Below are 25712 nucleotides of genomic sequence, written 5' to 3' on the forward strand. Positions count from 1 at the left end.
CGCCATTCTCAATCGGTTCACCCGGTTGGGCACGCCTACGACTATGGCGGTGAGCATGCCGTAATTCCGCCTGGGGTTTGGGGAATTACGAACTCTGCTGATTTATGCAACAAAGCCGTATGAGATCGATCTTAATTCCACCTATCTACAAGCCATCGGCTATGTCCGAAGCGGTACGCTGGTCTGTTCGTCACAAGGTGATATCCCAACACCTCTTGGTAGTGCTTCGTTCCGAACTTCAAATGGCGTCAGACTGTATCTGGACATTCCTTTGGGGCAGGAAACCCGCAGTGCCCTGGTTGCTATCGAACGAGGTGGCATTGCAGTAATCGCTCACCGAGATCTGCCTTTAGATACTTGGATTGAAAAGTCTGGAGTTTCTGTCGCGGTAATTCACCTGGAGCGTCCCAAGAGCGCCAGACCTGCCATCACTCGTGGTTATATCGACAGCAATTGGGGCAGGCGTTTGAGTTTCGGCATCGAAACGACATTTGTCGACCGAGGCTATTTGGTCGCGATTGTGCGTTCGGTGCGTGTCCCATCCGTCGCCATTGTGGCTCTCCCCATTTCCCATGTCCATGTGCAAACCAACAAGATTGCGGCTCGTCTGATTCCCGCTGGCTTTGTCACAGGGCTTGCTGTTGCCGGTATGCTTTTACTACTGACGCGACGCCAATTATCGGTTGCTTCTTCTTTACGATACGCTTTACGCCACAATGAGTTCTTTCTTCTTTACCAGCCCTTGATCGATCTTGCGACAGGCAGGTGCGTTGGTGTGGAGGCCCTGCTACGTATGCGCCGTGGCACGGGTGAGATAATTGGACCGGACTTATTCATCCCAATTGCTGAAGAAACTGGCTTGATCACCCGGTTAACTGAACGGGTTATACAACTGATCGAACAAGATACAGGCAATTTCCTTGCACTGCACCCGAACTTTCATATTGCGATCAACATTTCGTCTGACGACCTCCAGAGCGAAAAATTGTTATATGCGATCGACAGGTTTTTAGAGCGCACCCGTGCTGTGCCATCGAATCTCATTGTCGAAATTACCGAACGTGGCTTTATCGATCTTGCGCTCGCAACGCGGGCCCTTGCGGCCCTGCGAGCGCGCGGGATTCTAGTCGCCGTGGACGACTTCGGTACCGGTTATTCCAGCCTGTCGTATCTTGAGTCACTCGACCTGGACCTGCTCAAGATCGACCGGTCATTCGTCCAGACCATCGGTACTGGCGCCCCGACCAGTCAAGTGGTAGGACACATCATTGCAATGGCTAAAACCATTGGTTTAAGGATGATTGCCGAAGGCATCGAGACACAAGAACAGGCGGCATTCGTTGCCGAACAGGGGGTCGAATACGCGCAAGGATGGCTCTTCGGGAGACCTATGACATTTGCCAAGATTCAAGAAACGTTGGCAGCACAAAATGACGTTCCATCGTTAGGAAGGTAGCAAATTTGTTATCTTGTCGCTCGAATTTTCCTGCCTATGTAAGGTGTCGAGGGTATGTACACTATTTCTGTTGCCAGACAAAGCGGTGTTAAGGAAAACGCACAGGCTATTAATCAGTTGCAAGCGATATTGGTCAGCACGCCGCAAGAAGTACGGCAAAGTCTTCTAAAAGCTAAGGCTGACCAGTGCGCTACTGCTGCGCACGTCTTCGCCAGCTCGTCGAAACCCGCTTCGGGAGACATTGACAAAGACACTTCTCTAGCTTGCGAAACGCTGGCCCACGCTCACGGCCGAGCTCTAGGAACTGGAAGCAGCACTCGAACAATTAACGACCCAGTATGTACTACATCTACGTGAGCAGTTCGGCGTGGCGCCTCAGACGGCTGCAATGTTGATTGCTGTAGCAGGTGATAATCCTGAATGTCTACGTAGTAAGGCCGCACTCGCCGCACTGTGTGGTGTAAACCCGTTACCAGCGTTGCCGGGGAAGACGATCCGTCATCACCTGAATTAAAGCGGCGATAGACAAGCCAACCATGCATTGTTGACTATTGCCATGGTTTTTATGCGAAGCGAGCCATGAACACGTGCGTATGCTTAGCGACGATCGATTCAAGACATGCCTAACAAAGAAAATTATTGCTTGAAGCGATATCTCATCAGGGAGTTGCACCTCTGTATGTTGGTGGATTTGTGGATGAGCGAAGTGACTTCTTGACATGCAAACGTAATACTGCAACGGAAAAATTGTTCTTCGTGCTCAAGGCCAAGCGTCTGAGCAAGAAGCAATAACCGAACCAAGGATGATTACGTGCAGACGTGTTTGACTAAATCGAAAGGTTCTACAATCGACGCCAGCGTCATTCCACTATCGGCTATATAAGTACAGTGCAGTTTGAAAATCTAAAATACGCCTAATGGAAGAGTCCGTGACGATGGGGGAATGCCACTTTCGACATAGTAAGTGCTGGCGACTTGATAGGGGAAGCCCGTACGCGGTTCCCGGATGTGGAAAACATCATAGATAAACCATACTGCACAGGTACAGCTGCTACGGCTACATCACAATCAGGGCGCAGCGCGTCATTTTTCAAGTGAGTGACATGATTAGGCAAGGATATAAGGCGAATCGCAATGATACGTCCGGCCGCCCCGTGCTGCTGGACGCTTTCCTATATCCTTCCGCTGTTTTTTTAGTATTGCTGAGTAACTGCTGCTCTCCCCTCCTGCGAGATCGCGCCGGCCTTTTTTAGGCTCGAAGCGTATGTCCGCCTGCTCTTTACCCAGGTAGTTCACATCCTTCGAGCCACATCATGCCCATTACCGCGCCGTCTTATTAGAACTCGGCATTGTCAGTTTTTTACCGGTTGTTCCGGTATTCAGGAGTATTTCAGTGAGTAATCAACAGGCCAGCTTGACCCCCGATTGCGGCGTGTACGCCAAACATTGCATTGAACGTCGCGGCAAGCGGCGACTGGTCAAGGAGCTGCTGCAACGGCGCGTGAAGACGCGCCGAATATGGGCACGTCTGATGGCCACCAGCGCAGTAGCCGGTGCGCTGGCCGCATTGGCTTCACTGGTGCAATACGGGATGTACGCCTGACAGCGCCAGAGATTAGCCTTGTCCTCTTCAAACCGTTTCGGCAACGGGGCGGTCAACCGATATTCACTACCCGAGGGTTATCATGAAAAACCTATCAAACCTCATCGTGTCTTCCTGCGATCTGCAACAGCTGGAAGCCCTGCTCGACACACTGCCGGGCGGGCCGGGCAAGGCTCAACACGACCTTATTAATGAACTGGAGCGTGCCGAAATTCGGCGCCTGGCCGAGATGCCGCCCGACGTGGTCAGGATGAACTCCAGGGTGCGATTTTCAATGGACGTGCCGCCGACCCAGTTGTCCTTGACCCTGGTCTATCCCCAGGATGCGAACGGCCAGGATAGGATCTCGGTATTGGCGCCGGTTGGCAGCGCGCTACTGGGCCTCGCCGTCGGGGCCACGATAGCCTGGCCGCGTCCGGGGGGCGGCATCGTCAACATCCGCATCCTCGAGATCATGGCTCAACCTGAACCCGACACCGACAACGACACCAAACCCGTGAATGACCTGCCGACAGACAGGCAGGCCTGACCGGACTTAATCGGTACCATACTGGAGGTGCTGGCGTACTAGGTCGGCAACCGATGTCACCTGTAACTTTTCCATCACCCTCCCTTTGTGCACTTCGACTGTCCGTACACTGATGCCGAGCTCTTGCGCAACCTCGCGGTTGTGATTACCTGCGAACACCAGCAGCATGACTTCGCGTTCGCGTGGGGTGAGCGTCGCCGCGCGCCGGCGGTGCTCGCGCTGCGCCTCGGTCTGCTCCCGTTGCCCCGACTGGCGAGCGACTGCCTCCTCGATCGCTGCAATCAGCTGTTCTTCCTGCAGCGGCTTTTCTAGGAAATCGACTGCTTGCGAGCGAAATGCTGCGCGCGCCGAATCGACATCGCCGTGCCCCGTAATGATCAGCACAGGCAGTTTGCACCCTTGTTCCAGTAACAGCTTCTGCAAGGTCAGTCCATCGATGCCGGGCATGCGAATGTCCATCAGTATGCAGCCCCGGTAGTCGCTGGTCCAGGCGCCTAGGAACGCGGCGGCGTCAGCGAAAAAGGCGGTGCGGTAGCCGTTTAGGCTCAGCAGAAGACCCAATGCATCGCGTACTGCCGCATCGTCGTCGATGATGTAAACGGTATTTTCGATTCTCATGGTTGTTGTGTTGAGATTTCTTGGACTGCGCGGGCCGGTAGTGTGAGCTTGAGGACGGCATGCCGACTGGGCTGGACGGTGAGCGTGCCTCCATGGGCTTCGACGATCGAACGGCTGATGGCCAGTCCCAATCCGAGCCCGCTCGACTTGAGCGAGACAAATGGCTCGAAAAGGCGCGCACGGATACTGTCGGCAATACCGGGCCCGGTGTCGGCGATCCGGATCCAGATCGCTTCGCCGTCGACGCCGGCATCGACCGTAATGGTGCGGTCGGCCGCCGCCGATATCCCGGCGAGGGCCTGTACTGCATTGGCCAGCAGGTTGCGTAGCACGATGTCGAGCTGCACGCGGTCGCCCAGCAGCTCGATGTGGGGTAAGTGGTCGACCTGCAGGCAGACGTCATTCATCCTGGCCTGCTCGTCGAACGAACTGACCGCGTCCCACACTAGATCTGCCAGCGCGATCGGTTCCAGTAAGGTGGAGCCGGTGCGAAAGAATTCGCGCAGTCGCTTGAGTACGTTCGATGCACGTTGCGACTCCGCCGCCATCGCCTGGATCGTCTTTTGCAGCAGCGGATTGCCACCATCGCGTTGCATCAGGCGCTGACATGCGCTTCCATAGGCCGACAGTGCAGTAAGCGGCTGGTTCAGCTCATGTGCCACTGCCGCAGCCATTTCGCCCGCCGCAGCCAGCCGTAGAGACTGTTGAAGCTCGTCGCTGGCGCGGCGCGCCAAATCGACGGCGATACCGATCAGGAATCCAGAAAGCGTCAGGGTCAGCACCAGCATCTGGACGTTCGGCATCTGCTCGGCATAGACCAGCGGACGCAGCGTTGCCAAGGTCACGCCGACTTCGAGCACAATGGCGGCACTGACCGCACCGGCCATGCCCTGGCGTGCTGCCGCCCAGGCCAGCGGCAGGATCAGCAGATAGTAGGCAACCGACTCGGGGGCCACTCGTTCCAGCGCTACGCCAAGCACCACTGCGATCAGGACGGTGTAAGCCAGAGTGTCCCAATTGAAGATCCGAGACGTGAAGTTACTGCGTAGCTCGGGCGCAAGCAGGCACCATGCAGCTGGCATGATAACCAGGATTCCGGCGGTCTCGGCAATCGTGTAGCGAGTGAGCAGCGCAATCCATGCCGATTCCTGGCCAGCGCCATCGGCAGGCACCATCTGCGCATACAGCACCGCGCTGAACAGACTGCCCAGGGTCACCGCCGCAGCCCAGAGCAGCAGGCCACGATGGCTGGCGAAGAATGCACTGCCGGGCAAGAAACGGCGCATGTACAGGCCGAGCGCCACGTACATCGGCAAGGGTAACAAGCCGACCACCAGCGACCAGAGCGGCCGCGCCTGCACTGCTGGCGTGATGGCCGCAGCTAGCAACGCCGCAGCGAGCATCGGCAAGATCGCGGCCTTGCCATGCCTGAGCACGGTATAGGCGGCCAGTCCGGCCGCCGGATGCCACACCGGAGCAATGGTCTGGTAACGCGCCTCGGGGCCGCTCAAGATGTCGAGGCCGATATACACGGCGATAAAAAGACAGGCGCGCCAGATCGCTCCGAGCGCGTTACGCATTTGTGGGGTTGGCAGCAGGTATAAAAATTGGGCGGCGAAACGTAAGGCTGAACATGAGCTGCACTCTGTAGGTGTTCGGTTCGGCAGTATAGGGCTTTACAGCCGCCCATGCAGCTCCTTGCGCCGATCGCTTGCCGTTTTCGCCGGCTACCGCCACAAAACCGAACCACCTGAGGGAAGCCCTTAAGTGGCTTGGCGAATGGGCAAGACGGCATACGGTCGTCATACTGTTCTGTGGTCATAGGCATTGGATGGCACTGCCAATCCCTAGATCTGTGTGTAGCGCTGGCATCGTGCCAAGGTCCTGCGCACATCACGTTGATGAGGAGCTTGCTATGTTGTATGGGATTCTGGTCGCGACGAAATCTGGAGATGATGCGGAGCACGTGACGCAACGTGCGGCCATGCTGGCGGGCGGTTTGAAGGATGCCACGCTGGATATCTTCTCGGTGGTGACACCGGCCGGTACGCGCCGCATCGTGTCCTGGATGCGCAGGTCCGAGCATCACGCCGAGCGGTCGGAGCAGGAGCGTGCGATGCGGCGCATGAGCTGCCAGTCGGCATATCTGCGCGAGCAGTACGGCATACGTTGTACGGTCGCCTCCGGCGTCGGGGCGCTGGCGGCCCAGGTGGCGGCGCGGGTCAGGACAACCGCGGCCGACATAGTGGTATTAGGGGCTGGAAACCCTCGCTGGACACAGTCCTCGACCGGGGCCGGCGAAGCAGCCAAGATTGCACACATGAGCGGACGCCCGGTGCTGCTGGTGCGTAACGAGCCGAGCAGCGCCTATGTGCGGATCGCGATTCCGGTCGACTTTTCGGACGACGCCCTGCGCGTCACGGAAACCGTCATGCGGCTTCTGCCCGAAGCGCACATCACTTTCCTACATAGTTATCGAATAGCGGGGCAGGGCACAATGGCCAGTGCAGGCGTCATGGACCAGACTGTCGACAATTTTCGCTTGCGAGCGCAGCGTCGGGCACATGCGGCGTTTTCTATCTTCCTCGAGCGACTCGGCCGGCCGCTGACGAAATTTTCGCTGGTCCTGACCGCCCAGCCGGAAGCGATTGCCACGCGTACCTATCTGCGCACGGTGAAGCCAGACCTTATCGCGTTGGCCGACGGTGCTCATCCACTGCTGTTTGGCTGGCTGAACGAGTCTACGTCGTGGACGGTATTGAACGATACACGCTGCGACATGCTTCTATTGGAACCGGCTTCGGAACTCTGCGTTCGACACACGCCGTATGCACCCTCTATTGGCTGTGCGCCGGCAGCACGCTAACATTCTTAGTAGGCTGCAGTGAGCGGCGCACTACGTGATCCCCCTACGGGCAGTTCCGAATAGTCAAGCCATTCCGAATGGCCGATACTCGCCGCGGTGTTTCGCTACATAGGACGAAGCCGCACTCTAACGCATTCAACATCCAATGGATATCACTAAAAACTTTCTCAAGATGAAGCAGCCTTGTGGCAGCGGACTGCGATGGTTTCTGCGCCACTACGAAAAAGGATCTGATTATCAGAAGCTGCTCGACGCTCTCGTCGATGCGGACCGTGTCGACGACGCTGCCTGGCTGTTGACCCAATTCGGACCAACCAATGAGATTCGCATCGTCGACGATATCGATGCGCAGGCTGTTGTCTTCGCCGGTCGCCTCGAAGTACGCGGAAATATCAACGTCGACACGCAATTGCGTACAGGACGCACTGTTCACGCGCATGGGGCAATCGTCGCGGGGACGTCGATCACTTGTGGAGGCGACCTGATCGCCGGTGCCGGCATCCGGTGTGGAGGCGTCATAGAGTCCAGCGAAGGCATCGACGCGCAATGGGGCGTCGATGCGACAGGCGTGATCCGTACACGCGGCGACCTTCGTTGCGGCTGGTCGATCGTTTGCCACGACGGTTTGTTTATTGGCGGGAACTGCTTAGCAGGACATGACATCGATGTCTCAGGGCCTGTCGTGTGCAGCAAAGGTATCCGTGCAGGACAAGCGATTACTGGCCGTGACGTGATCCGCGCAGCCCAAGGTATCGAAAGCGGTGCCGCAATTTTGTGCGAAAACCACCTAGAAGCGAACTGGGGAATCAAGGCACGCTCCGGCATCTTCGCTCATGGCGCCATAAAGGCCGGAGAAAGCCTGCAGGCAGGGGAAGAGATTCGTGCGGGCGAGGGGCATGCAATCTACGCGGGGCTGAATGTTAGGGTAGATGCTTGGCAGTCAAGCGCGCGGGTGAATGCGCGGACCAAGCCGGAAAGGTTACTGAGTGGCTGGTGGTGCAGTACATAATTACCGCGCCATGTCTTACCAGCCTGCTTGCCCCGAGCGTGCATTGGCATGGTCTGGACCGCTCGCATGAACTGGTACTCCCCCCATTTTTAGAGCACGTAAAAGTGTAGGTTAAGTGGCGAGCGCCAATTTCCGTTTTGGCTTTATACCACCGAGCACCATGTTCTGCCGCTCGAAATCGTAGGTCCACAGCCAATTGGTAGCAAATTCCTGTACTTCTTGTAGGGGCAGCTCGACGTTAAGTAGACACTAAGCCGCTGATACGATAACCAAGATGCCGGCAGTTTCGGCGACCGTTTAGCGTGTGGGTAGCTCGATCCAAAGTGGTTTTTCGCCGGCGTCACCGATTTTCACTATCTGGCATAAAGCACAGCATTGAATAGGCTACCGATCGTCACTGATGCGGCCCGTAGCAGCAAACCGCGATGAATGGCGTAGAAGGCGCCGCCGGGCAGAAAGCGCCTCATGTAAAAAAAGCCAGGTACCAAATACGCTGGTAAGGGCAACAGCCCGACCGTCAACGATCAAAGCGGTTCAGCCGGCGGCCCAGGCCTAATGGCTACTGTAAGCAGCGCTGCCGCGAGCAATGTCAAGACTATGCACTTACCACATCAGGATAGCGAACCCGGCCACAGGATTCACACCGAGCAATGGTCTGGTAGCGTGCTTCAGGAACACTCAGTATGTCGAGGCTGACATACGCCGCGATAGAAAGGCAAGCTCGCGAGGCGGTTGCGTACGATGTGGCATGATGCATAACGGCATGTACACGTCTGGCGCAGGCATGGACATTACCCTCATTTGGAGGGTAGTGGGTAGGAGGCGCACGCATTGCACTCGTGATCGATTAAGCAGTATAGGACTTCAGAACCGCGATCTGGCACCTTCCATGCTGGCCCCTTTGTGACAACTGTCACACTGGCAGCGCACCGTAACAGCCGACTTGAAGGAAGCCACTGTTCAGCAAAGAGACCATAGGATGGCTACCGCAACTTTATCTGGTGTTAATTAAGCCGGCACGCACTACACGTTTTCTCTGCAAGATTTTGACGAGACAGCATAACCTTAGTTTCGGGGGACCTGTATTGCTATGTATGTATGTATGTATGGTTGAAACAAAGCCGCTAGCTGAATCATTTGCATTCAATCGCGTTTAGTTGTACGATGTCATACAACTTAAGATCAGTCGACTTCTGGAACTAGTGCTCCTCGTATGGTAAGTGGCGCACTTCGAGTGATAGAAGATTTGTATGACAAACGTAGTGTTGTACGATGTCCTATAACTTGCCAACGGCTACGCTACTCTCACCTTTTATCCGGGAAATCACCGCTCATGTACACTCCGCAAGATGTTAAACAGATACTCTCATCTGGCTTACTTTCGTTTCCAATCACCGACTTTGACGCCAATGGCGACTTTCGGCCAGATACTTATACCCAGCGCTTAGAGTGGCTGTCTACGTACGGCGCCACTGCCCTTTTCGCCGTCGGTGGTACGGGCGAATTTTTCTCACTCACCGCAGAGGACTACACCCAAGTGGTGACTGTCGCCGTTGAAACCTGCCGCGGGAAGGTACCAATTCTGGCTGGCGCCGGCGGCCCAACCCGCGTGGCAATAAAGTACGCTCAGGAGGCTGAGCGCCTTGGTGCCCACGGCATCCTTCTGATGCCGCACTATCTGACCGAGGCTAGCCAAGATGGCCTTGTGGAGCACGTTGCCGCTGTCTGCGCGTCAGTGAAGTTTGGCGTAGTCGTCTACAACCGCGACCGTTGCAAATTAAACGCTGCGTCGCTCATGAAACTGGCCGACCGCTGCCCGAACCTTATCGGGTTCAAAGACGGGATCGGTGAAGTTGAATCGATGGTTGCCATCCGCCGGAAGCTGGGCGACCGATTCACTTACATAGGTGGTCTGCCAACTGCGGAAGTCTACGCAGCGGCCTATAAGGCGTTGGGCGTGCCTGTCTACTCATCGGCCGTGTTTAATTTCATTCCCAAGACTGCAATTGAGTTCTACGAAGCCGTACGTTCTGACGACTTCGCGACTCAGAACCGGCTGATCGATGACTTCTTCCTGCCTTATTTAGCTATTCGCAACAAGAAGACAGGTTATGCGGTAAGCATTGTGAAAGCCGGAGCCAGCATTGTCGGATACAGCGCTGGTCCCGTGCGTGAACCGCTGACTGACTTGACGCCGGAGGAATTCGAGCAGTTAGCCTCTCTGATTGCAAAGCTCGGCCCCCAATAAGTTGTTTGCTCCGAATAGATAAAGGTGCGAGATGGCGGGAAGAACCCGCCATGCACTCCCAAGTCGGTAAGAAAATTTTTTCTCTTAAGATTAATCGCAGGGTATGGACTATTTCATGCTCGTGCTAAGCAGCGCAGCCTCGCTGCTTGTTGTGAGTTCGGATCTCAACGGGGTTGTCGACTATTTAGTTTCCTTATTCGTTTTGTTATCGTACTAGTGAGTTTCATAATGAATCAAGCAGCTCTGCACGACAGACCGCAGTTTTTCTCAGAACCCAGGGTGGTATTGGCATTGGCAACGCTTTGCTGTGTACTATGGGGCAGCTCGTATCCGGCAATCAAAAGCGGCTATGAGATGCTGGGTATCGCTCAGCAGGATGTCCCGTCAAAGCTTGTTTTTGCTGGCTTCCGCTTCCTGCTGGCAGGCATGTGCCTCATGGTACTAGCGGTCGTTATGGATAAACCAGTTTGGCGGCTAAGCAGGTACCAGTTCAGTCAGCTAGCCATGCTTGGCGTGGCACAAACTGGTATCCAATACGTGTTCTTCTATATTGGCCTGGCTTACACGACCGGGGTTCGCGCCTCGATCCTCAACGCCACCACCACCTTCTTCAGCATTGTCTTGGCACACATTATCTACTATGACGACAAGCTTTCCGCGCGCAAGAGTATCGGTTGCCTGTTCGGTTTTGCTGGCGTATTGACCGTCAACTTTAACGGCGGTCAGCTCGATACTCCCCCGTCCCTACAGGGCGAGGGCTTCATAGTAATCGCCGCGTTCGTGCTGTCGGCTGCGTCAATTTATGGCAAACACGTCTCCCAACACATCGACGCGATGGTGATGACCGGCTGGCAGCTGGCTATCGGTGGCTTAGTTTTATTAGTAGGCGGCTACGTAACCAGTGGCAGCTTAGGTTCCATGACGCTAGCGTCGATTGTTCTGCTGGTCTACCTGGCTTTGCTGTCGGCGGTCGCGTTCACCTTGTGGAGCCTTCTCCTGAAGTACAACCCGGTAGGCAATGTTAGTGCCTTCGCTTTCCTAGTGCCAATATTCGGCGCTGCGATGTCTGCATTTTTCCTGAGCGAGAGCATCTTAGAATGGAAGAACCTCGTAGCGTTAGTGCTGGTATGCGCCGGGATCTGGCTAGTTTCGCGAACAAGAATACCTAACATCGCATCCAACCCGACTAGCGGAAATGCTGATTAATCCAAATTTTTAGAAATCCCATGTCTAACTCATTGATTTATAATTAGAGAAAATTGCATCTAAGAATTAAGTAGAATTTCTTAGAAGGGCGCTCATTAATAGGGCTGATTTTTCGAGAATGCTCAAGAGTTATTAATGACAATCGGAATGCATCAGCATTCCGATCTGCTTGATATAAGTGATGTGCGTTAAAAAAACTCTAAATATCTCGTCAGCCTATGATGGCTTACTAAAGGCACAGTTGGCGCAGTAGACGCCACCACACATTGGACTCAACCCGAGCTTCTTTTAAAGCGTGTCGAAATTTTACTGGCAATACTTCGTGTAGTTACTATTTCATGAACGAGTATCTTCCTGGGTCTTGCTATTAAAATATAGTGGGTTCTTGAGTTTATCTCGCTTTTCTTGGGGCCGGAGTAATTGCGAATGCCGCCGTGGAAATCTGGCTCTTTGCTTTATCCAGTTAGGAGCTTTGGTTTTCGTATTTCGTTGGCAGCGCTGCCACTAGTATCTTTTGAGAATGTGGGCTGAAAAGCCCATCTTGGCCGCCCTACCTTGATAAAAACCACCTTAAGAGCCACGATAAAATCAGAAATTTTCGAGGAAATCTGCGATATATTCCCTAATATCATTTGTTTTTTTACTACTTCCGGCCCAAGCTTTCTAAAAACACAAAATTCGCGTGTTTTCAGGGATCCCTTTACGATCCCCGACCTCAAGAAAATACCGTGGCGATCGGTCTAAAAGGTCGAGTGTCGCTATGTCTGCACCCAATCCTTTTTTATACAGACTAGACCAAATCCAGCCAGTCGGACCAGTAAAGCAGCTTGTCAGGTTGAAAACCCACCGACCACCGCGACATGCAGGAATCTAGTCGAAGCGGCCTCTCGGCCTTTTCCAGTTGGCCCGGCTAGTTCAGGCACGACACGAAGAGAGTTTTTTTCACAAACGACGCGGTCGGTTTCGCTGCGTTACCGCAGCTGACGTAAAGATTCTTGAGGCAGCATTAAGTTGGCGCGCGAATATAGGCACTATGAGTCTGGATTGAACCCCTAACAGCCCAAGACCCTCCCATCTCAAGATTAATTGGAGATTCTCATACGACGTCGCTGACTTTCCTGCGCCACTTCTTCCAGCACCGATTCCAGGTCATCGACATCGACATCCAGTATCTCGGTGCGCCTACGTAATACCGCATCAAGGTCCGCACGTGTGAACATCTCCGTCGCGTCATGGTCGGCCGCAGGTGTCTTGTGAATCGCGCGGTGAGGATAGCGATGCCCGGTGAGCCTGTGATAAACAAGGGCGCCGGCAAGCAGGGCAACAGAATTGAGGCCGATCGGGAACAGTACGAATGCATAGCCGAGTGCATGAATCTTGCTGCCTCCCAGCACCGCTGTGATCGCCACCGCACCGGACGGTGGATGCACGCAGCGAAACGAAAACATCAGCATGACCGTGACTGCCACGGCAACTGCGGCCGCCAGGAGCGGCATCGCAATCAAGTAAGCGCAGCTGACGCCTGTAACTGCGCCGAGCAGATTTCCTCCGATGATCGCCCATGGCTGGGCCAGCGGGCTTGCCGGTACGCCGAACAACAGCACGGCAGACGCGCCCAACGGCGCTGCCAGCAATGGCAGATTGTCGATTGGCCCGCCGAAAAACCAGGCAATTACGCCCGTAAAAAATATCCCGATCAGCGCGCCAAGGCTGCTACGTAACTGTTCACGAGGCGCTATTTGAATCGGGGCAGGGAGGAAGTCGCGACACCATTGCTGAAAGGACGACAAGATGAACTCTTTCTAAAAACTGAGTGGGCTGTTCGGGCTGCGAATATAACAATCCACAACCATAAGGTCCAAGACCGATATGCGATGATGTCGATAAGTAAAACGAATCATTGGAACTTCCGTGCTGCTGCGCCACATCCGCTATTTTCTCGCCGTTGCAGAGCATCGCAACTTCACCCGTGCCGCGGCGGCGCTGCACCTGTCGCAACCGGCGCTGTCGCAGCAGATCAAGCAGCTCGAAGCATTGCTGGGTGTCCAGCTGTTTGACCGAAGCGGGAAAAGCGTGCGCCTGACCGATGCCGGCGAGGCATGGATGGGCCACGCCAAACTCGGCATGCAGCATCTTCACGTCGGCGCCCGCGCGATCCAGGATGTCGGTACAGCACACCGGGGCGTGCTGCGTTGCGCGGCGCCGCCGACGCTATCGCTGTATCTGATCGGTCCGCTGATCGCCCGGTTCCATGCACTGCATCCAGGGGTTACAGTCAGTTTTCTAGAAGTTGCGCAGGAAGACATTGAAGCGATGCTGGCCAACGACGAACTCGACATCGGCATCGCCTTCAACCCGCTGCAGCCGGGTGAACTCGACCACACACCGGTGTACGAAGAGCAGCTCGGCTTCGTGACCGGCGCCAGTCATCGACTCGCCGCCCGGTCTGCCGCGTTGCCGCTGGCGGCGTTCGCTGCCGAACCGCTGGTTTTGCTCAACAAGTCGTTCGCCACCCGCCAGCAAATCGATACGTACTGCGCGTCGCACGGTATCGCGGTAAAGGTCGCCGTCGAAGTCAATGCCATCGGCGCGTTGGTCGAGATCGTCCGTCAGGGAACGCTGGGGACAGTTCTGCCCAACCCGATCTCTGCCGCCTATACCGATCTGCACGCGGTTGCGCTGCAGCCGGCAATGATGTCGCGCCATATCGTCTACGCCTGGCGCAAAGGGGCGTATCGCACGGCGGCAAGCAAAGCACTGGTCGACGTATTGACCGACCTGGTGCGGGATTTGACGTCAGGCGCCTGATGGTCTGTGCTGGCGCGCCACTGACAGTCTTTGCCGCTGCACGGATTTAATTGCCGCGATAAGTCGAATAGCCATAAGGGCTCAGCAGCAGCGGCACGTGGTAATGCGGCACACTGCCGTCAGCCGTAAAGATGACAGGGATCTCGGGGAAGAACGTCGGGCTCTTGTGCTCGGCAAACCACTTGCCGGTCTTGAATGTGACCCGGTAAGTGCCGCGTACCATTGCCACGCCGGCGGGGAACAGGGCAGGGATGCGGCCCTGGGCATTGGTGACGCCTTCGCCGAGCATCGTCCATCCGTCGCCCACGCGTTGTTCGAGGGTGACAGCCACATCGGCTGATGGCAAACCGTCCTGCAGGTTGAGGACGTGGACGCTGAGCGGGTTGATCGCCGTGGCAGGTGCGACAGTGGGTACAGCTGCGGCACTGGCGCAGTGCGCAGCAGCGCCGAGGGTAATAACGAGCAGGGTCTGAATGAATTTCATGCGTTCTCCGTAGAGGTAGGTGTAAAAATAATCGGAACGTCAATGTCGCCAGCGATCAGGGCGTCTTGCGGAACACGTTATCGATTGCAGCCTGTGCGCAGGCTTCGTCTGTGGCCGGTCCGCCAGCGCCGGCAATGCCGATGGCGCCAATGAGCTCGCCGTCAGCCACCAGTGGCACGCCACCACCAAGCAGCAGCAGCGTGTCGACCGTGTTCAGGTTGGCTGCTTCGGCGCTGGCGCGGGCATTGGCGGCCAGTACGCGGGTCGCCGTTCTGGTAGACAGCGCCGTGTAGGCCTTGCGCTGGGCAGCGACGGTGTTGTGCGGTCCCACGCCATCATCGCGGCGCAGGGCAACCAGGTTGCCGCCGCGGTCGACCACGGCGGCGGCCAGCACTTTGCCGTCGGCATGGCAGGCGGTCATCGCCGCGTCGAGCAGGCGGCTGGCGCCCTCGAGTGAAATAGTGCGGTGGGGTACGGTCAGCGAGGCGGCGGTGCTGGCCTGGGGGCAGGCCAGCAACAACACGATCAGCAAACCTGCAGGCAGTGGGTGGTACATGGAATCATCCCGGTGGTGTTCGAATGGCCGAATGGTACGCAGCGCCTGGCGACAACCAGATGACGGCCAGATGACAGTTTTGTCATCTGGCGCGCGGCGGGCAGTAAGATTGCGGCACAAGGAGCCAGGCAATGCGCATACTGATCGTGGAAGATGAACGCAAGGCGGCCGACTACCTGCAAAAGAGCTTGCGCGAGTCCGGCTACATCGTCGAAGTGGCAAGCAACGGTTTTGACGGTCGTTACATGATCGAGGAGTTCGACTTCGATCTGGTGATCCTCGACGTGATGCTGCCCGGCCTTGACGGCTGGGCGCTGCTGCAACTGGTGCGCGCCAGGTCGGCCACGCCGGTGATGTTCCTGACGGCGCGCGACGCCATTGAAGACCGCGTGCGCGGGCTCGAACTGGGCGCCGACGACTATCTGGTCAAGCCATTTTCGTTTGCCGAACTGCTGGCGCGCGTGCGCACCTTGCTGCGGCGCGGGCCGTTGCGTGACATGCAGGAATTTCGCGTCGCCGACCTGCAGGTGGATGTGCTGCGCCGCCGGGTCACGCGTCAGGGCGACCGCATTACCCTGACGGGCAAGGAATTCGCACTGCTGCACCTGCTGGTCAGCCGGGTCGACGAGGTGCTCTCGCGTGCGGTCATCGCCTCGCACGTGTGGCAGATGAACTTCGACAGCGACACCAATGTCGTCGATGTGGCCATCCGCCGCCTGCGCGTGAAAATCGACGATCCCTATCCACTGAAACTGATTCATACGGTACGTGGCATGGGTTACATGCTGGGAGAGACGCCATGAAGCTTGCATTGGCGCCCCGTTCGCTGAGCATGCGCCTGGCGCTGTGGTTTGCCCTGGCAAGCGCGCTGCTGCTGGGGGCCATCGGCGTGTTCTTGTACCGGTCCCTGGCAAGCGAGCTGGCGTGGCGCGACGACATCGCGCTGGCAGGCCGGATCGATCGCATGCGCGCGCTGGTTGCCGACAGCGACAGTATCGAGGCGTTGCGCCGGCGCCCGCAACTGTACGCCAACATGCTGGGCAACCGCGACAACGCCTTGTGGATGCTCAACGCCACGGGGCAGCTGCTGATCGCCGTGAATCCGGGCGGCCTGGCGCTGCCGTCCCTGCCGCCCGCGCCATCGATCCGGCTCACCGATGTTGCAACCGGCCAGGCGGCGCGGCTGGCCTGGGTCGATGTCTGGCAGGGCAACCGCCGTTTCACTGTGGTCGCAGCGAAGATGCTGGCCGAGCGCGAGCGCATGCTGGCCAGCTACCGCATGACGCTGGGGGCGGCGCTGGCCGGCGGGGCGCTGCTGTCGTTTGTACTGGGCTGGCTGATCAGCCAGCGCGCGCTGCGGCCTGTGCGGCTGATGGCGCAGCAGGCCGCCGCCGTCGATGTGCGGCGCCTGCAGCAGAACGTGGCGGTGAAGCTGACACCGGTGCCGCTGGAAGAAACGCAGGAACTGCAGCAACTGGGCGCAGCGCTCGACCAGATGCTGACGCGCCTGGCCGACGGCTTTGTCCAGCTGTCGCGCTTTTCCGAAGACCTTGCCCACGAGATGCGCACGCCGTTGCATAACCTGATGGGCCACACGGAACACGCGCTGCGCAAGCGCCGCAGTGCCGATGACTATGAGCAGCTGCTGGCGTCGAATCTGGAAGAATACGAGCGCCTGGCACGCATGATCGACAGCATGCTGTTCCTTGCGCGCTCGGAGCAACCGGCCAGCGGCGTCACGGTTGAAACCATTGATCTGGCAGAGCTGTGCGCCCAGTTGGTGGACTATTTCGAAGGCGTGGCCGAAGAAAGAGGGATCAGCGTGGTGGTGCACGCGGCAGGCGAACTGGTTGCTGACCGCGCGCTGGTGCGGCGTGCCCTGGCTAACTTGCTGGCCAATGCGCTGCGCTACGGCGCTGCCGAAGGTACGGTGACGATCCACACCTGCACCGATGCTGAGACGGTCAGGGTTGCCGTGCACAATACCGGCGCCCCCATCCCGGCTGTCCATCTTCCGCACGTGTTCGAGCGATTTTATCGTTGTGACCCGGCACGCAGCCAGGGCGGTGATTCGGGCGGCTTGGGCCTGGCCATTGTCGCCTCGATCATGCATTTGCACGGTGGTGAAGCGTGTGTCGAAAGCGATGAGATGGGCAATCGGTTCGTCCTGTCGTTCCCACAATCTGAGGAACAATGATCACGCACTACCTGACCTATTCATGCAAACACTATGGGGGGCTGCACTTGGGTGAACCCAGTCGGTAAGTCGAGTACAATGATTGCCTATAAGAAAATAACTGTCTGTATCAACACGCAAATTTCAGCTAGAGCGGCCATTCGCTATCACTGAACTAAACTAGCGTAAGTTCGGAGCGGGAAACAGGAATTATGTTAAACAGGGGCCGGCTTGGGAAACCGCAGTGAGACCGAACGAAATTGAGGCTAACTCGGTGACCCGGTACGCTTCTGTAAAGTGATCCAGACCGCGAACAGGGGGATTGCTTTCCAGCGACGTGAGAGGCCGACGATGATATGCACCAAGCTAAACGCATCAACCAATTCGCTCCATCACTGCAACAAACCAGTTTGCACAAACTGGATGAAAAAATGCACAATTGTTAAAAGCCAGATGCGCAGTTAGCCCCGGCCAATGCAACTGCAAGCCGCACGGCTATTAGAGGAGCACTGTGCTGTTTGGGATACTTCCCTGTCACGCTTTGGGCAACGTCTGCATATAACTTATCTTGCGCTTTGAGTCATGAAATTTACTAGTTCCGCTTACACCGGAATGCACTCAAGCAATGAATCACCGATTTGAGACTAAATTTCAGTCCAGTTCGCGCGCTTCGCGATGGGCCGCTGTGTGACGATATGTTAGATTTTAGTGAACGAGCCCGCCATATGCTGACTGCACCGATGCCATTGGACGAACCAGAGCGCCTGCGGGCGCTCGAACGGCTCGGCGTCCTCGACACCGCGCCCGAACGCGAGTTCGATGCCTTTGTGGCACTTGCTGCCTTGGTGTGCGGCGTTCCGATCTCGCTGATCAGCCTGATTGACCACGACCGGCAATGGTTCAAGGCCAGTGTGGGCTTGCCCGTGATGAGAGACATGCCCCGTGACGTGGCGTTCTGCGCTCACGCGATCCTGCACGACGGCATCTTCGAGGTGCCTGATGCCCAGGCCGACTCGCGCTTTGCCGACAACCCGCTGGTTGCCGTGGCGCCAGACACACGCTTCTTTGCCGGCGCCACGCTGCGCCTGAGCGACGGTACGCACGTCGGCACGCTGTGCGTGATCGACCGAGTGCCGCGCCGTCTGAGCGCAAAGCAACGCGAGGCGCTGCGCCTGCTGTCAATCGCTGCCGTTCAGGCGCTGGAAACGCGCCGCATGGCACAGGCTGTAGCAGCCAGTGAAATCCTCTTCCGCGCGCTCAGCGAGGCGTCACCGTTCGGTGTGTACGCCACCGATGCGGCCGGCGGCTGCACATATACCAACACGCATTGGCAAACCATCTACGGTCTCAGCCAGGCTGAAGCCAATGGGGAAGGCTGGAGTCACACCCTCCACCCCGACGACAAGGCGGCAGTCTTCGCCCAATGGCAGCAGGCAGCAGTATTGAAGCAGGAATTCGACATGGAGTTTCGGGTTCGCCGACCCGATGGCACGGTGCTCCACGTGCGCGCTGTGGCGCGTGCCTTGCTGGATGGCGATGCTGAGGTCACAGGCTACGTGGGTTCGGTGGAGGACATCACCGAGCGCTTGCAGTCGCGCCGTGCGCTCGACGAAGAGCGCGTGCGCCTGGCAGCGATCATTCAGGGAACCGGCGCGGGCACCTGGGAATGGAACGTTCAGACCGGCGAGACGCGCTTCAATGAGCGCTGGGCCGAGATTGTCGGGGCCACCATGAATGAGCTTTCCCCTACCACCATCCAGACCTGGGTCGATCTGACCCACCCTGAGGACATGGCGCGATCCAGTGCGCTGCTTCAAGCCCACTTTGCGGGTGAGATGGCGGCCTACGAATGCGAGGCGCGCATGCGCCACCGCGACGGCCACTGGGTCTGGGTGCTCGACCGCGGCAAGGTGCTGACCAGCACAGCAAACGGCCAGCCCGAGTGGATGTTCGGCACGCATCTGGATATCACAGCGCGCAAGGCGCAGGAAGATCGAGTGCGCAAGAGCGAGGAACTGCTCAACCGCACCGGCGCGCTGGCACAGGTCGGAGGTTGGGAGATCGACATCACCAGCGGCAGCATTCACTGGTCCGAGCAGACATGTCGCATCCACGGCGTGGAGCCCGACTACCAGCCCCAATTGACCGAGGCAATCGACTTCTATGCGCCGCAAGCCCGCCCCATCATCGACGCAGCGGTGGCGCAGGCCATGGCGGACGGCACCGACTGGGACCTGGAACTACCCTTCATCCAGAAGTGCGGTCGCAGGATCTGGGTACGTGCGGTGGGCCATGCGGAGTTCGAGTGCGGAAAGCCGGTGCGGCTGTTCGGGATCTTCCAGGACATCACCCAACGCGTGGAAAGCCGCCTGGCCCTCGACGCCGCTCAGCAACGCATTGTACTGGCGACGGAAGTCGGTGGCATCGGAGTGTGGGAGCTGAACGTGCAAACCGGCGTACTCACCTGGGATGGACTGATGTACGCGCTGTACGGTCTGTCCGAGGGCTCGGGTACGAACGGCTACGAGCTCTGGACTCGCCACCTTCACCCCGCTGATCGACGCCGCGCCGAGCTGGAATTCAAGTCTTCGTTGGACAGCGGTGACGACTTTCGCTCTGAGTTTCGTGTGATCTGGGGAGACGGCTCCGTACACTTTCTGTGTGCCACTGGCAGGGTGACGCGTGATGCCGCAGGCCAGGCTCTACACATGGTGGGCGTGAATTGGGATGTGACGCCACTGCGCGAGCTGGCCAACGAATTGGCCGAACAGCATGAGCTCCTGCGCGTGACGCTGCAGTCGATCGGCGACGCCGTGATCACCACCGACGCGCACAGCCATGTGACTTGGTTGAACCCGGCAGCCGAGCGCATGACCGGCTGGCTGTCCAGTGAAGCGCTGGGGTGTTCACTGACCGAGGTCTTTCACATCGTCAACGCAGAGACCCGTCATCCCATCGAGAACCCGGTAGCCGCCTGCCTGGCACAAGGCAAGATCGCGGGCCTGGCCAAGCATACGGTGCTTATCTCGCGCAGTGGCGACGAGTTCGGCATCGAGGACTCCGCTGCACCGATACACAGCCCCAGTGGTGACCTGCTCGGCGTCGTGCTGGTCTTTCACGACGTGACCGAACAACGGCGACTGTCCGGCGAGATGAGCTACCGCGCGACGCACGACGCCCTCACGGGCCTGGTTAACCGAGCCGAGTTCGAGACACGGCTGCACCGAACGCTGGAAAAGGCATACGAGGAACGCAGCGAGCATGCATTGCTATACATCGACCTCGACCAGTTCAAGCTTGTGAACGATGCCTGCGGCCACTCCGTGGGAGACCAGCTCCTGCAGCAGGTAGCCAAGCTGCTGCGCGAAGCCGTGCGCGCGTGCGACACGCTGGGCCGCCTGGGGGGCGACGAATTTGCGGTCATCCTGGAGCAATGCCCATCCGATCAGGCCCTGCACGTGGCGCAGCAGATCTGCGACCGCATGGAGGAGTTCAGGTTCGTTCACGACGACCGACGCTTCCGGATCGGCACTAGCATCGGCCTAGTGCCGGTAGACAACCGATGGGCCAACACAGCCGCCGCCATGCAGGCGGCTGACACCTCGTGCTATGCCGCTAAAGAGGCGGGCCGAAACCGTGTACATGTCTGGTTGGACACTGACCAAGCTATTCGTACACGTCATGGCGAAATGCAGTGGGCCACGCGGCTGGAGCAAGCGCTGGATGAAGACAGGTTCGTGCTCTACGCGCAGCGCATCGAAGCACTTGGAGATGGCTCTACTGGGATGCACGCTGAAGTGCTAATCCGCTTGCTGAATACCGATGGCAGCTTGATCTCTCCGGGAGCCTTCCTGCCGGCTGCAGAGCGCTTCCATATGGCCACGCGCATCGATCGCTGGGTGCTCAAGCGCGCCGTACAGCAGATCCGGGCCATTTCAGATTTAAATTCTATCGACACGCTCTGCATTAACCTGTCGGGGCAGTCGGTGGGCGATCGGGCGTTTCACCGGCATGCCATCGAAACGCTGACGGAAGCCGGCAGCGCGGTCTGCCGGCGAATCTGTCTGGAGATCACAGAGACCGCCGCAGTCACCAACATGGCGGATGCTGCGACCTTCATTGAACAGGTCCGCGCTCTAGGGGCGAGGGTGGCGCTCGACGACTTCGGGGCCGGAGCTTCGTCATTTGGCTACCTGAAAAACCTCAAGGTCGATGTGCTAAAGATCGACGGCAGCTTTATCCGCGACGTGATCGACGACCCGCTAGACGCAGCCGCTGTACGTTGTTTCATTGACGTGGCTCGGGTATTGGGGGTTAAGACGGTAGCTGAGTTTGTGGATCGGCCTGAAGTGCTGGAGCGCGTGGGTGAGATGGGCATCGACTATGCGCAAGGGTTCCTGCTACACAAACCCGAGCCGATAGAGAATCTGTTCAGCGCTGCCGCGCGACTCGCGCGGGTCTGAATCAACTTAGCAGCTCATCGTCACGTATACGACGACATCGTTCAGCTGCTGGCCTGTGAAGGTGTCCCGGGCCGCTACGAGTTCGACATCGGCGCACTTCGCCGTATCTACCTCGGCGCGCGTATGCGGCCGGAGTGAAAGGAGCGGGTTTTGGCCGCAGTCGAGGTGCGACATTCATCAAACTCTACGAAATAAGTATGGATCTAGGCTACTTCAGGCTGAACGCGCAAAAAATGCAGGATCGATCGTGTTAGTGCCCATCTATTGGCGCAGCGCCTGGGTGTCTTGGAGGAACCAAGACACTTGCCGCCATATGCTCATGACTGCAAGCGTTCCGGGCTGTTTAAGGACGTGAATTTGGGCGGCGGGACCAGCTACAGCAAGGTTTTAGTTAACAGGGCACCCAAAAGAATCCTGTGTTACGCTTGATCTCTACCTGATACTTTCGAGTGACTCGGGTAAACTAAGCCTTCAGAACAAGCTAAACGCAGCCAGCATGCCGCTGACGCCACGTTTAGCCATCCATTTCCGGAAACTATTGAACGTATCGCAAGCTGTTGCTGCTTGGCGGCTCTGGCGCTCGAGCAGAGTAGTGACGCGTTCGACGTGCTGCAATCCCAGCCGCACCTCGGTAAGCGGTCGCAGGAAATATGGCGCATCATTGCCCGGCACTTGCTGCGGTTGCCGTCTGATTGACCATCGCGTTTTCGATCTCAGGCAAGTGGTCCCCAGCGTCGCCTTTTCGGTCTTTGGTTAGCTGCAGCGTGCGATGCTAATGGGCGTAACTATATTCGTACTACCGTTTCGGATCGGGAGGCGCTGACCGTCAATCGTCGATGGCTCGTAGTGAATAGGCTTCGCCATGCTGTTTCGCTCGCAGCCATACTATGTCAGCTAAGCGGGCACGCAGCGGCACGTGAGCGTCGTGACCTACCAATTTCGCAAGTAGATCGAGCACCAGAGCTGTTAAAGGAGTTCAGGATCGAAACAAGTGGTTCCTTCGGGCCAAACTGCGAAATGGGTGAGAGGAGAGCGCGGGCTTTCTCGCTGCAAAACGTTCGAACGTATTCGACCGAACAAGTCGAGCATTGCGGCGAACTCGGTGTTGCCATCGGTGCGCGCCTCTTCCGCTGCCTCTAACAGTGTTCCCGTCGGTGTGCTCAGCGGCGTGTCGGGATTTCAGCAATGATACGCGCGTCACCAGACTGATAAACGTGGTGAAGGGTCGGCGTGCTCACGCTGAAGGACGGGGCGTCGGTCATTCGTTGAGCGAAGGAACTCTTCGGAAATTATATTGTTGACGCGATCGAGTGTGCATCAATGGGCCAGGGCAGCCGCTACAAAGAGTAGCCAATCGTTGCGCGCGCGCCATGGCTGTTCGAGATCATCGGACTTCGATTCGAAATTTTCCAAGACCGGGGAAATTTATGTCTTGCATGGCCAAGTCGAATTCTTCATCGATATCCGCGGCTGGAGTATCTACATCCCCTTGCGTGGCCAGGTTTGCGAATCGGCTACTTGTAACTGCCTGGTGCTATTCCGACAACATGAGCGGACGCTACTGGAAAATATGAACGGATGAGCTGTTTATAAATTATCAATCATCGTGCACGCATTGTTGGCGAATCCGATAGCAGCTCAAAATCCTGCTCAGTCATGATTCCGCTGCAGCATAGCAAATGAAGCGCGAGAGCTAACTCTTGGCTCTCGCGTAGGTTCATCAATTAATGACGACTTGCGCGTCAAGCCGCTCTTCGGCCAAAGTTTACTGTAATGACATTTGTGCCGACCTCCCGCCCGTCCTTGCTTACTGACGTTTCTGAGATAGCCATAGATATGTCGGTCTGAACCGCCGCACTGGATACTTCGCTGGAAGTTTCGACGGCCTCTTGCATGGTTATGGATGCATTAGCTGCGAGCCGGCGACGCCCCTTGTGCATCGTTGTCTCGCTCTTCGATGCGAAAGCGGCGTCAAGACGCTCCGCCAGACTCCTTGTACAAAGATGGACATAGCGGAGAAGCATACGAACATCTCGGTGCCCAGAGAAGTGTTGAAGGTCGATCAGTGAGAATCCACCGAGTGTGCTGCTCCCCATTTCAGCAACTCGTGAAATCGCTTCGTGACGCAGATCATGTACGCGGAATTCGTTTTCGCCAGTCAGACCGGCTGCAACGCACATCCGAGCCCAAGCCTTTCGCAATCGGTCGACGCTGATCGGAAAGACGAGTTCACCGTTACGAGGAAGGATGTCGAGCATCGCTACTAGATCGCTTCGAAGTGGCAACTTTCGCGAACGCCCGTTCTTTGTCTCTAGTAGGAGCGCTGTCTGAGCATTGAGGTCAACGTTACTCCAAGATAGTGTCAACGTCTCCGTTCTCCGGGCGCCAGTCATCAATTGAAACTGAACAAAGGTTGAGAAATAGAGGATGGGATCGAGCGTCTGTTCAGCCTGTATCTGTAATGTTTGAAGATCTTTGAGATGTCGGTAGCGAGTGACTGAGTCATCGCTGTCACCTTGTTTCTGATTGAAAAGTTCATCAACCCGTCGCCGGAGTGTGGCCCGCCGGTCCTCCTCCAGCGCTGCGGTCATCAGACATTTTTCCTCACTGAGGGACAATCGCCGGTCGCGTTCATTGTAATAGCGTGGGCGCTTGACACCATCCATGGGACTTTTCTCGACATGAATTCGCCACGTATTGATCGCATGCCGGCAGACTGCAGAGAAGATGTCGATTTCTCGGTCCACAGTCGACGGTGCGACTACTTGGCCGCGCTCATCCATGTAGTCCCTAAAGTCGTCGGGAACAATGCGAGCGAAGGGTTTGCGAATAAACTTGCTTGCTTCACAGAGTTGCCCCACGCGTTTGCCAGCAGGCTTCCGTATCTTCATCTTCGCTACGTTCTGATGTGGGTTTGGATGCGACTTCACCACTGACATGAGGTCTTCACGGTCAAGCCCAACATCTTCGAGTAGTGCATTGATCTTGTATGCAATAACCTCGAAGCTCTTATGTCGAGGGGCTTCCTCTCGAAGGTAGCGGACGAGAAGGTCTGCAAGTGTGATTCGGTAGCCCGTGGCGTAATCGGTGAAGATGCTGCGGCGCTGTTCGCTCTCAAGACGGGCCTGGATGTCCTGAGCCTCTAGCAGGCTCGTAGCGTGGAGGGTTTGGCCGGTCCGGTTGATGCTTCGGTCTCGGATGATGAAGTAGTTGTCGAGACGGTTCAGACGTGGCTTGAGCTTTTGAGCGACCAGCAACTGACAATACTCGTCAATTGCTGCCTTCGCATTGTGTGCGAACGTCCGAGTCAAATCGTCGCGGTTCTTTACCGAGACTTGGTGGTGAGAACGGTTTTCAATCGATGCCATAGTGCATTACTCCAAAGGTTATGGAGTACGGTATAGGGCGATCGCGTTGTGATGATTCGTCGACAAGGACGCTATTTGCAAATAGCGCTAGAGACGCACACAGTTATTTTTTCAGAGGCAAATTGCGCAGGAATTGCCACTGATCTGCCACGAGCCACCGCACAAAGCAAGACAGAGGAGTGACAACCTGCTGTTTTGATTGAGGAATTTTTGGTCGGGGTGAGAGGATTCGAACCTCCGGCCTCTACGTCCCGAACGTAGCGCTCTACCGGGCTAAGCTACACCCCGACGGTTCGGGGTGTACGTACAACCACCCCGGGAT

Annotated in this window: 18 protein-coding genes and 1 tRNA gene; 12 read left to right on the forward strand and 7 right to left on the reverse strand. The window is 57.1% G+C overall.

Features of this window, described 5'->3' with window-relative positions; translation table 11 throughout:
- Nucleotides 1-124 precede the first annotated feature (124 nt).
- The 4 genes from AC56LV_RS20370 (at nucleotide 125) to rnk (ending at nucleotide 3588) form a co-directional block, all read left to right on the forward strand.
- Nucleotides 125-1456 (forward strand): EAL domain-containing protein, encoded by a 1332-nt coding sequence (locus tag AC56LV_RS20370; protein WP_499560505.1) that lies wholly within the window; start codon nucleotides 125-127, stop codon nucleotides 1454-1456.
- Between the two features lie 388 nt (nucleotides 1457-1844).
- A complete protein-coding gene (locus AC56LV_RS20375; protein WP_499560507.1) occupies nucleotides 1845-1970 on the forward strand; it encodes a hypothetical protein in 126 nt (41 codons plus the stop codon).
- An 879-nt stretch (nucleotides 1971-2849) separates the two neighbouring features.
- Complete coding sequence (locus AC56LV_RS20380; RefSeq protein WP_499560235.1) at nucleotides 2850-3059, forward strand: hypothetical protein; 210 nt, start codon at nucleotides 2850-2852, stop codon at nucleotides 3057-3059.
- An 82-nt stretch (nucleotides 3060-3141) separates the two neighbouring features.
- Nucleotides 3142-3588, forward strand: a complete 447-nt coding sequence (gene rnk / locus AC56LV_RS20385) for a nucleoside diphosphate kinase regulator (RefSeq protein ID WP_499560237.1) — start codon at nucleotides 3142-3144, stop codon at nucleotides 3586-3588.
- 6 nt (nucleotides 3589-3594) lie between these two features.
- Here rnk and AC56LV_RS20390 read toward each other — a convergent pair whose 3' ends face one another.
- Together AC56LV_RS20390 and AC56LV_RS20395 are read right to left on the reverse strand one after the other, a co-directional pair.
- Nucleotides 3595-4206 (reverse strand): response regulator transcription factor, encoded by a 612-nt coding sequence (locus AC56LV_RS20390; RefSeq protein ID WP_499560239.1) that lies wholly within the window; start codon nucleotides 4204-4206, stop codon nucleotides 3595-3597.
- Nucleotides 4203-5786 (reverse strand): sensor histidine kinase, encoded by a 1584-nt coding sequence (locus AC56LV_RS20395; RefSeq protein WP_499560240.1) that lies wholly within the window; start codon nucleotides 5784-5786, stop codon nucleotides 4203-4205. Before AC56LV_RS20395 ends, AC56LV_RS20390 begins: the two co-directional genes overlap by 4 nt.
- Nucleotides 5787-6121: 335 nt before the next feature.
- Here AC56LV_RS20395 and AC56LV_RS20400 point away from each other — a divergent pair, with 335 nt between their 5' ends.
- From AC56LV_RS20400 to AC56LV_RS20415, 4 genes are all read left to right on the forward strand, one after another.
- Complete coding sequence (locus AC56LV_RS20400) at nucleotides 6122-7072, forward strand: universal stress protein (protein ID WP_499560242.1); 951 nt, start codon at nucleotides 6122-6124, stop codon at nucleotides 7070-7072.
- 145 nt (nucleotides 7073-7217) lie between these two features.
- Nucleotides 7218-8081, forward strand: coding sequence for a hypothetical protein (locus AC56LV_RS20405; RefSeq protein ID WP_499560244.1), 864 nt, complete (start codon nucleotides 7218-7220; stop codon nucleotides 8079-8081).
- A 1333-nt stretch (nucleotides 8082-9414) separates the two neighbouring features.
- A complete protein-coding gene (gene kdgD, locus AC56LV_RS20410; RefSeq protein WP_499560246.1) occupies nucleotides 9415-10329 on the forward strand; it encodes a 5-dehydro-4-deoxyglucarate dehydratase in 915 nt (304 codons plus the stop codon).
- Between the two features lie 228 nt (nucleotides 10330-10557).
- Nucleotides 10558-11535 carry a DMT family transporter gene (locus tag AC56LV_RS20415; protein WP_499560248.1) on the forward strand — a complete coding sequence of 326 codons (978 nt, stop codon included), beginning with the start codon at nucleotides 10558-10560 and terminating at the stop codon, nucleotides 11533-11535.
- A 1082-nt stretch (nucleotides 11536-12617) separates the two neighbouring features.
- Here AC56LV_RS20415 and AC56LV_RS20420 read toward each other — a convergent pair.
- Nucleotides 12618-13325, reverse strand: coding sequence for an HPP family protein (locus AC56LV_RS20420; RefSeq protein WP_499560250.1), 708 nt, complete (start codon nucleotides 13323-13325; stop codon nucleotides 12618-12620).
- A 121-nt stretch (nucleotides 13326-13446) separates the two neighbouring features.
- Here AC56LV_RS20420 and cynR point away from each other — a divergent pair, with 121 nt between their 5' ends.
- Complete coding sequence (gene cynR / locus AC56LV_RS20425) at nucleotides 13447-14343, forward strand: transcriptional regulator CynR (protein ID WP_499560251.1); 897 nt, start codon at nucleotides 13447-13449, stop codon at nucleotides 14341-14343.
- 46 nt (nucleotides 14344-14389) lie between these two features.
- Here the strand turns inward: cynR and uraH are convergent, their stop codons facing one another.
- Both uraH and AC56LV_RS20435 read right to left on the reverse strand, forming a co-directional pair.
- Nucleotides 14390-14827: a hydroxyisourate hydrolase gene (gene uraH, locus AC56LV_RS20430; RefSeq protein WP_499560253.1), complete on the reverse strand. Its 438-nt coding sequence runs from the start codon at nucleotides 14825-14827 to the stop codon at nucleotides 14390-14392.
- Between the two features lie 55 nt (nucleotides 14828-14882).
- Nucleotides 14883-15383 (reverse strand): GlcG/HbpS family heme-binding protein, encoded by a 501-nt coding sequence (locus AC56LV_RS20435; RefSeq protein WP_499560255.1) that lies wholly within the window; start codon nucleotides 15381-15383, stop codon nucleotides 14883-14885.
- A 131-nt stretch (nucleotides 15384-15514) separates the two neighbouring features.
- Between AC56LV_RS20435 and AC56LV_RS20440 the strand changes: the two genes are divergently transcribed.
- The 3 genes from AC56LV_RS20440 (at nucleotide 15515) to AC56LV_RS20450 (ending at nucleotide 22022) form a co-directional block, all read left to right on the forward strand.
- Entirely contained in the window at nucleotides 15515-16186 is a 672-nt protein-coding gene (locus tag AC56LV_RS20440; protein ID WP_499560257.1) for a heavy metal response regulator transcription factor, read from the forward strand.
- A complete protein-coding gene (locus AC56LV_RS20445) occupies nucleotides 16183-17580 on the forward strand; it encodes a heavy metal sensor histidine kinase (protein WP_499560259.1) in 1398 nt (465 codons plus the stop codon). The genes AC56LV_RS20440 and AC56LV_RS20445 overlap by 4 nt, the downstream gene beginning before the upstream one ends.
- Nucleotides 17581-18284: 704 nt before the next feature.
- Nucleotides 18285-22022 (forward strand): PAS domain-containing protein, encoded by a 3738-nt coding sequence (locus tag AC56LV_RS20450; RefSeq protein WP_499560261.1) that lies wholly within the window; start codon nucleotides 18285-18287, stop codon nucleotides 22020-22022.
- A gap of 1742 nt (nucleotides 22023-23764) precedes the next feature.
- Here AC56LV_RS20450 and AC56LV_RS20455 read toward each other — a convergent pair.
- Together AC56LV_RS20455 and AC56LV_RS20460 are read right to left on the reverse strand one after the other, a co-directional pair.
- A complete protein-coding gene (locus tag AC56LV_RS20455; protein WP_499560263.1) occupies nucleotides 23765-25390 on the reverse strand; it encodes a site-specific integrase in 1626 nt (541 codons plus the stop codon).
- Nucleotides 25391-25601: 211 nt separating this feature from the next.
- A tRNA-Pro gene (locus tag AC56LV_RS20460) sits at nucleotides 25602-25678 on the reverse strand.
- Nucleotides 25679-25712 lie beyond the last annotated feature (34 nt).

This window comes from Telluria sp. RB2R28 (assembly GCF_059685835.1).